This is a genomic window from Mesorhizobium sp. M4B.F.Ca.ET.089.01.1.1 (assembly GCF_004022605.1).
Lineage (GTDB): Bacteria > Pseudomonadota > Alphaproteobacteria > Rhizobiales > Rhizobiaceae > Mesorhizobium > Mesorhizobium abyssinicae.
The window spans coordinates 1-7,418 of sequence record NZ_RZOS01000289.1; the positions used below are offsets into that span (position 1 = coordinate 1).

2 protein-coding genes, 1 tRNA gene and 1 pseudogene are annotated in these 7,418 nt (G+C 60.6%); 1 reads left to right on the forward strand and 3 read right to left on the reverse strand.

The features are described from left to right. The 3 genes from EN780_RS23005 to EN780_RS23015 all read right to left on the reverse strand — a co-directional run. On the reverse strand, positions 1 to 5,373 hold a 5,373-nt coding region (locus EN780_RS23005), incomplete at its 3' end, for a HAMP domain-containing protein (RefSeq protein WP_128275407.1). 487 nt (positions 5,374 to 5,860) lie between these two features. Then, positions 5,861 to 5,937 (reverse strand) — tRNA-His (locus EN780_RS23010). 347 nt (positions 5,938 to 6,284) lie between these two features. Further along, positions 6,285 to 6,743: a phasin gene (locus tag EN780_RS23015; RefSeq protein ID WP_128275406.1), complete on the reverse strand. Its 459-nt coding sequence runs from the start codon at positions 6,741 to 6,743 to the stop codon at positions 6,285 to 6,287. A gap of 247 nt (positions 6,744 to 6,990) precedes the next feature. Between EN780_RS23015 and EN780_RS23020 the strand changes: the two are divergent. After that, positions 6,991 to 7,418: pseudogene (locus EN780_RS23020) on the forward strand (PAS domain-containing sensor histidine kinase); the annotation flags it as partial.

Here is a 7,418-nt window from a genome sequence, read left to right on the forward strand (position 1 = left end):
GTCGTAGGTCTCGAGAACGCTCGTCAGCGAGTAGATGTTTCGGATATCGTCATCGACGATCAGCACTTTTGCGCCAGCGATGTTTGACCTGTTCTCAGCTTGCCCGGGCCCTGCCCCATTGTCCTCGCGCAATCCTCCTGGGAGTGTTGCCGATATGTGGAGAGCCAACTGAGCAAAATTCTCGGCCCGCGGGACATCGATCCAGGCCGGATTGAGCGCCAGCACCTGTTCGATGGCGTCGGAGTGAGGGGCAAAGAACAGAAGCGGCGGCAGCCCGTCTGAAAGCTGGTTGGTAAGCTCATCGAGCGCCTGGGCGTTGTCCTTGGCAGACCTTCCAAGACCGAGAACCACGGCATCGTACGCGGCCAGGTCAATGTCATCTGCAGTCGCCGCGCGACCGATTGCAGTGACCGAGGTGACCCCATCCCGGATGGTTTCGACCAGCGAAAGGCGACGCTCCGGATCGGCGTCTGCGACAAGCACCCGGCGCTGGACACGAAGCTTTCTCGAATGAATATCCTGAAACACCTTCATCAGTTCCTCGGACGACACGGGCTTGGTGGAAATGCTCGATGCGCCCTTGGTGGCCAGGCCTTCGATGTCGTCCGCGCCAGAGATCACATGGATAGGAATGCCGGTGGTCTTCGGATCATGGCGCAGCAGGTCAAAGAGCACCCATCCATCGATGTCCGCCAGCCCGAGATCCAGCGTGATCGCGTCCGGAACCAGCTTGCGGGCCAAGGCCAAGGTTCCGGACCCGGCAGTCGACAGGACACCTTTCAGCCCGGCCGATCGTGCCAGGCCCAGCAGCAGGCCGCCGAAGGTCGGATCATCCTCAACGATCAAAACCACCCTGTCTTCCGCCGAAATGGCGTCGCGGTCGTCCATCAACTCCGCCGACGGCAGACCGGTGGGCGCTGCCGTCGTGGCAATCGCTTCGGTGGCCGGAAGCAATTCCGGCTGCGTCGCCGCCGTAGTCCTTGGACCGTCGATCGGAATGACGAGCGTGAAGGTCGAACCTTTGCCCGGAGTGCTTTCAACTCTGAGTTCACCGCCAAGCAGACGGGCGATCTCACGGCTGATCGAGAGCCCCAGACCGGTTCCTCCGTACTTGCGGCTGGTCGTACCGTCCGCCTGCTGGAAAGCCTCGAAAATCAGTTTCTGTTTGTCTTCCGGAATGCCGATGCCGGTGTCGGTCACCGCGATGGCCAGGGCCCTGGCGGGCGTTCTGGCGCCGTTGCGGCGTCCAGTTTTCTCGAGCCGGAAATTCAGGCTGACTTGACCTCCGGACGTGAACTTGAAGGCATTTGACAGCAGGTTGAGGACGATCTGCTGCAGGCGTTTTTCGTCGGTACGCACGGTCTCGGGAAGAGCCGGGTCGACCTTTATGGCAAAGCCAAGTCCCTTGTCGGCGGCGAGCTGGCGGAACGTGCGTTCCATATGCTGGCGCAGATGCGCGACCGGCATGTCATTGATGTCGATCGAGACCGTACCCGACTCAATCTTCGACAAATCGAGGATATCGTTGATGAGACTGAGAAGGTCCGTGCCGGCCGAATTTATGGTGCGCGCAAACTCCACCTGCTTGTCGTTGAGGTTGCCTTGCTGGTTCGTGGCGAGCAGGTTGGAAAGGATCAGCAGCGAATTGAGCGGCGTTCTGAGCTCATGGCTCATGTTGGCAAGGAACTCGGACTTGTACTTTGAAGTGAGCGCAAGCTGCTCAGCCTTCTCCTCAAGCGCCCGCCGTGCCATCTCGATCTCGAGATTCTTGTTTTCGACCTGTTTCTTCTCGTTCTCCAGAAGCTGAGCCTTTTCCTGAAGCTCCTCGTTCGTGGCGTGCAGTTCCTCCTGCTTTTTGGTCAGCTCGGTCTGGCGGGCCTGCAATTCGGACGTCAGCAGCTGCGATTGCTTGAGCAGGCCCTCGGTCCGCATCGTCGCCGCTATGGTGTTGAGAACGATGCCGACGGACTCCATCAGCTGATTGAGAAATGATTGGTGCGTGTCGCGGAATTCGCCGAATGATGCGAGTTCGATGACGGCCTTGACCTCGTCTTCGAACAGAGCCGGCAGAATGATGACGTTGGCCGGCGAGGAGCTGCCCAGTCCGGAGGTGACCCGCAGAAAGTCCGGCGGGACGTTGTCGAGCATGATGGCGCGCTTGTCTGCGGCACTTTGGCCGACGAGCCCTTCCCGAAGATCGAGCCGTTGCTTGATGGCTGCCTTGCTCTCGGCGCCATACGACGCCGCCAGCTCCAGATAGGACTCATCTTCGTCGCGGTTGGTCACATAGAACACGCCGTATTGAGCGTTCACCAGCGGGGCGAGTTCGGACATGATCAATCGCGAAACCGTGGCGAGGTCGCGCTCGCCCTGGAGCATCCGGGAGAAGCGAGCCAGATTGGTCTTCAGCCAGTCCTGCTCTGCGTTCTTCAGCGTCTGATCCTTGAGGTTGCGGATCATCTCATTGATGTTGTCCTTGAGCGCCGCGACTTCGCCCGAGGCCTCGACACTGATCGAGCGGGTCAGATCGCCCTTTGTCACGGCGGTCGAGACTTCTGCGATGGCGCGCACCTGGGTGGTCAGATTGGCGGCCAGCTGATTGACGTTGTCCGTCAGGTCGCGCCAGAGACCGGCTGCACCAGGCACCCGCGCCTGCCCTCCGAGCTTGCCCTCGATGCCCACTTCGCGCGCGACGTTGGTCACCTGGTCGGCAAAGGTGGCGAGGGTCTCGATCATGCCGTTGATGGTGTCCGCGAGGGAGGCGATTTCGCCCTTCGCATCGACCGTCAGCTTGCGCTTGAGATTGCCCTGAGCCACTGCCGTCACGACGTCGGCGATGCCACGCACCTGGTTTGTCAGATTGGTCGCCATCAGGTTGACGTTGTCGGTCAGATCCTTCCAGGTGCCTGCTACGCCTCGGACCTCGGCCTGGCCGCCGAGCTTGCCTTCCGTGCCGACCTCGCGCGCGACACGCGTCACCTCGCCTGCGAAAGAGTTCAATTGGTCGACCATGGTGTTGATGGTCGACTTGAGCTCGAGGATTTCGCCCTTAACGTCGACGGTGATCTTCTTGGAGAGGTCGCCTCGCGCGACCGCCGTCGTCACCTCGGCGATGTTGCGCACCTGGCCGGTAAGGTTCTCGGCCATCGAGTTCACATTGTCGGTGAGATCCTTCCAGGTTCCGGCGACCCCTCGCACCTGAGCCTGACCGCCGAGCTTTCCTTCGGTGCCGACTTCGCGCGCCACGCGCGTCACCTCGCCTGCGAAGGAATTCAGCTGGTCGACCATGGTGTTGATGGTCGACTTGAGTTCGAGGATTTCGCCCTTCACGTCGACGGTGATCTTCTTGGAAAGGTCGCCCAGCGCCACGGCCGTCGTCACATCCGCGATGTTGCGCACCTGGCCGGTCAGATTGGCAGCCATGGCGTTCACATTGTCGGTCAAGTCTTTCCAGGTGCCGGCCACGCCTCGAACCTGCGCTTGGCCGCCGAGCTTGCCGTCCGAACCGACCTCGCGCGCCACGCGCGTCACTTCCGAGGCGAACGAGTTCAGCTGATCAACCATCGTGTTGATCACGTCCTTGATCTGCAGGATTTCTCCCAATGCATCGACGGTGATCTTCTGCGTCAGGTCGCCGGTGGCGATCGCGGTTGCCACCTTGGAAACGTCGCGCAATTGCACGGTCAGATTTCCGGCCATGGCGTTGACGTTGTCTGTCAGGTCTTTCCACGTGCCGCCGACGCCTTCCACGTGGGCCTGGCCGCCGAGCTTGCCTTCCGATCCGACCTCGCGAGCCACACGTGTCACCTCGGAGGCAAAGGAATTCAGCTGGTCGACCATCGTGTTGACGGTGTCCTTGAGCTCGAGGATTTCGCCCTTGACGTCGACGGTGATCTTTTTGGAAAGGTCGCCCCGGGCAACGGCCGTGGTCACCTCTGCGATGTTTCGAACCTGGCCCGTCAGGTTGGCCGCCATCAGGTTGACGTTGTCAGTCAGGTCCTTCCAGGTGCCGGCGACGCCTTTCACCTCGGCCTGGCCGCCGAGCTTGCCTTCCGTGCCGACCTCGCGCGCCACGCGCGTCACTTCCGAGGCGAACGAATTCAGCTGGTCGACCATCGTGTTGATGGTGTCCTTGAGTTCGAGAATCTCGCCCTGCACGGCGACAGTGATCTTTTTCGACAGATCGCCAGAGGCAACCGCAGTCGTGACTTCCGCGATATTGCGCACCTGACCGGTCAAGTTCTCGGCCATCGAGTTGACATTGTCGGTCAGATCTTTCCACGTGCCGGCTACGCCGCGTACTTGGGCCTGGCCGCCGAGCTTGCCCTCAGTGCCGACTTCGCGCGCGACACGCGTGACCTCCGAAGCGAAGGAGTTCAACTGATCGACCATCGTGTTGATGGTGTTCTTGAGCTCGAGGATTTCGCCCTTCACGTCGACGGTGATCTTCTTCGAGAGATCCCCCAGAGCCACTGCCGTGGTCACTTCGGCGATGTTGCGGACCTGGCCGGTCAGGTTTTCCGCCATGGAGTTGACGTTGTCAGTCAGGTCCTTCCAGGTGCCGCCGACGCCTTCGACACGGGCCTGGCCTCCGAGCTTGCCTTCGGTGCCGACCTCGCGCGCCACGCGCGTCACTTCCGATGCGAAGGAATTAAGCTGATCGACCATCGTGTTGATGGTGTTCTTGAGCTCGAGGATCTCGCCCTTCACGTCGACGGTGATCTTCTTCGACAAGTCGCCTGACGCGACCGCGGTGGTCACTTCGGCGATGTTGCGCACCTGACCCGTGAGGTTGGTGGCCATGGCGTTGACGTTGTCGGTCAGATCCTTCCATGTGCCGGCAACGCCCTTCACCCGCGCCTGTCCGCCAAGCTTTCCCTCCGTGCCAACCTCTCGCGCGACGCGGGTCACCTCGGAGGCAAAGGAAGCCAGCTGTCCCACCATTGTGTTCACGATCTTGCCTATGCGCAGGAACTCGCCGCGCAACGGTCGGCCGTCGATTTCGACCATCATCGTTTGGGACAGATCGCCTTTTGCGACCGCGCCAATGACGCGAGCCACTTCCGCGGTCGGTTGGACCATGTCTTCGATGAGGTCGTTGACCGACCTGACACTCGATTCCCAGCTACCGGTGGCATTGCGGACGTGGCCCCGCTCGCCGATCCTTCCGTCCTTGCCGACGACCCTGCTCAGTCGCTCAAATTCCTTCGTGACCTGATCGTTCAGTTCAACGATCTGGTTGAAGGCATCGGCGATATCGGAATCGATACCTTCATAGACGTTGTCGATCCGGACGGAAAAGTCGCCTCGCCTGAAGGCTTTTAACGAATTGAGAATTTGACGACGGTCGAGTTGCGCTCTTGATGCCTGCACGCTCACAGTGCCACTCCCAGCCCAGCGGTTTTGTGAAGGAACTTATGCCGATGAAATCCCCACCCCTTGCGGCGACGTACAATCCACCGCAAGGCTAAAAACGTGGAATAAGACAATTGGTTCCGAGGAGAATTTCGCGCAGATGCCGGGCCTTCGACAGGTCGGCGCGCAGATGGTTCGACAGATGCCGGCTTGGGCCGAACAGTCACTGACCGAATGGGAGAAGGCAGAGCGGGCAGTCCAGTCTGGACGGTTCAGGCGAAGCGCAAGCCATCCCCCTGGCGCGTCTTCGCCGCCGCTCTCCGCATGGGTTTCTGAGCGGCCTTTCGCCAGAAAGGTTCTGCACCAGGTGTGAAACGTGTCTTCGGTAGAAGGAGAGCGGAGGCTCAGGAGGGCCGGAAGGATTCTTCCATCGAATGCCATAAGCGGGCGTGGCCAGGTTCGCTTGGCCTATGAAATTATCAGCAATAACAGATACTTAAGCCGATGGTACCGTTGGCTGGGATCGAACCAGCGACCTCCGGATCCACAATCCGGCGCTCTAACCAGCTGAGCTACAACGGCACGTCTGCCTGAGCGGGATGGAGGTGAAGCTCTGCTCCCCGGATCCGCTCTGTCGTTCGGCGATGCGTCCAATACGGGCTATCGGAGTCTAATTCAAGGCCTTTGATGAGGCAAAGGCCGGTTCTTCAAACCGACGCTGGGTTTCGCCAGGCAAAAGAAAAGGCCGGCGGGAGGAGGTGCCGGCCTTTTCCTGTTACGAGCCAGCGGGAGGAGGTGCTGGCTGGTCACCCCGGAGAGCAGAGGGAGGAGGTTCCGCCCACCGGGTATTCACTTGGACAACTCTATCGCACATCTATTTGTCTGACGAAATGCGACGTTTTGATGCATCGATGAGTCGTGCGTCTTTACTAGGCGGCCTTGATGTCCTTCAGGGCCTTCTCGAAAGCGGTCTTGATCGGCTTGGCGACGTCCTCGGCAGCCTTGGACGCGACGGCCTGGAATTCCTTGGCCTGCTCGACGGCCAGCTCGGCACGCTTGCGCAGGAAGGAGGTCTGCAGCTCGACGACTTCCGACAGCGACTTGGCGCCGATCAGGGCTTCGAGATGCGAGAAGCCAGCGTCGGCATTGGCGCGCAGCGCGGCAATGGTCTTGAGCGACAGGTCGCCGGAAACGGTCTTGGCGGTCTCGAAGGTCGACTCCAGAACCTTCTGGGTCTCCTCGGCGCCGGTCTTCAGCTTGGTGTAGGCTTCCTTCGACTGCTCGACGCCCTTCTCGGCGAAAGCGCGGATCTGGTCGGTGGCCTTGGAAGCGTCAAAGCTCGGGAATTCGATGTTTTCGATCGCCTCTGAAGTTTTGGTCTTGGACATTTTCCATCCTTTTCGCGGGTAGCGGCTTTGACAGAAAGCCGTCTCGTTCATGTATAATGGCAATATAGAGGTTTTTTTGTGCGATGCAACATCTTTGTTGCAGTGCACCATAAAAATCTTCCCCGCCGTTAACCAAGCGCCCAGAGATTTCGACCGCTGCACCCCTTGGCTTGTGGACCTTCGCCGCGTCCGCTTTTATTAACAAAGCGTTAACTGAAATTGCCCGCTGGAGGGATTCGCCAAGCGCATGCCGCCTGAAAATTACTCCTTCCTCGACGTTGCCGTGCTCGATGCGGTCCGCCAGCGCTTCGCCGCCGGCGACGCGATCGCCATATTGTCGGCCGACCTCGAACAGGTGATCTGGGCCAACGGACCTGGCGCCGCCGTGTTCGGCCATAGCGACATCGAAGGCATCATCGGCGCCTCGGCGCGGCTGCCGCTGATCGCCAGGCGACAGATCATGGCGACCAGCGGTTTTCCGCAGATCGGCAGCGACCGGGCCATCACGCTCCGGCTGGCGACGGGCTTGAGCAGTCGCGCCGTCGGCTTCCTGGCCAGCGCGGTGACGATGCCGGATGGCGAGAAGGCGATCATGCTGGCGCTGCCCGCGGCGCAGACCGGCTCGCGCGGCGCCGCAGAGATCGCCAGCCGCGCCATTGGCGGCTTCACCGAGGA